Here is a 492-nt window from a genome sequence, read left to right on the forward strand (position 1 = left end):
TATTAAGAAAGTAGGAAATAATGTGGATTTTTTCAATATTTACAATAATTAGTAATTTTATATTAAATTACACTAAAGGATTTACCGCTGCTGAAATCATGGAAAGAAGATTGGATGGAATCCAAACAACTCTATTTACAATATTAATAGTTACTGGTTTTAAACCTATTTTCAAATTAATGACAAATATAATTGTTTTTATTAAAGAAACTATTTCTAATAAAAAACTTCAAACTTTAGAAATAAAAAACACCAAACAAGAACATCAAGAACAATTATTACTTCAAAAACTAGAACAAATAAAAACTGTGCAAGAAAAAATATTATCTCAAATAGAACAACAAAAACATAAGTAGCTATTTGGCAATTTAAAAAAGAAAGAAAAAGATTGTTAAAATCTCAAAAAAACAACACACCAATCGGAAAGGAAAATCAAAATGACTGATTCAAATTTTACTATTGGTTTTGTATCGGGGGCATTATTTGTTACTG

1 pseudogene is annotated in these 492 nt (G+C 24.2%); it reads left to right on the forward strand.

The window, feature by feature from the left end:
* Nucleotides 1-20 precede the first annotated feature (20 nt).
* Nucleotides 21-445: pseudogene (locus tag OL66_RS03180) on the forward strand (hypothetical protein).
* Nucleotides 446-492 lie beyond the last annotated feature (47 nt).

This window comes from Chrysanthemum yellows phytoplasma, assembly GCF_000803325.1.
In the GTDB taxonomy this organism is placed as follows: Bacteria; Bacillota_I; Bacilli_A; order Acholeplasmatales; family Acholeplasmataceae; genus Phytoplasma; species Phytoplasma asteris.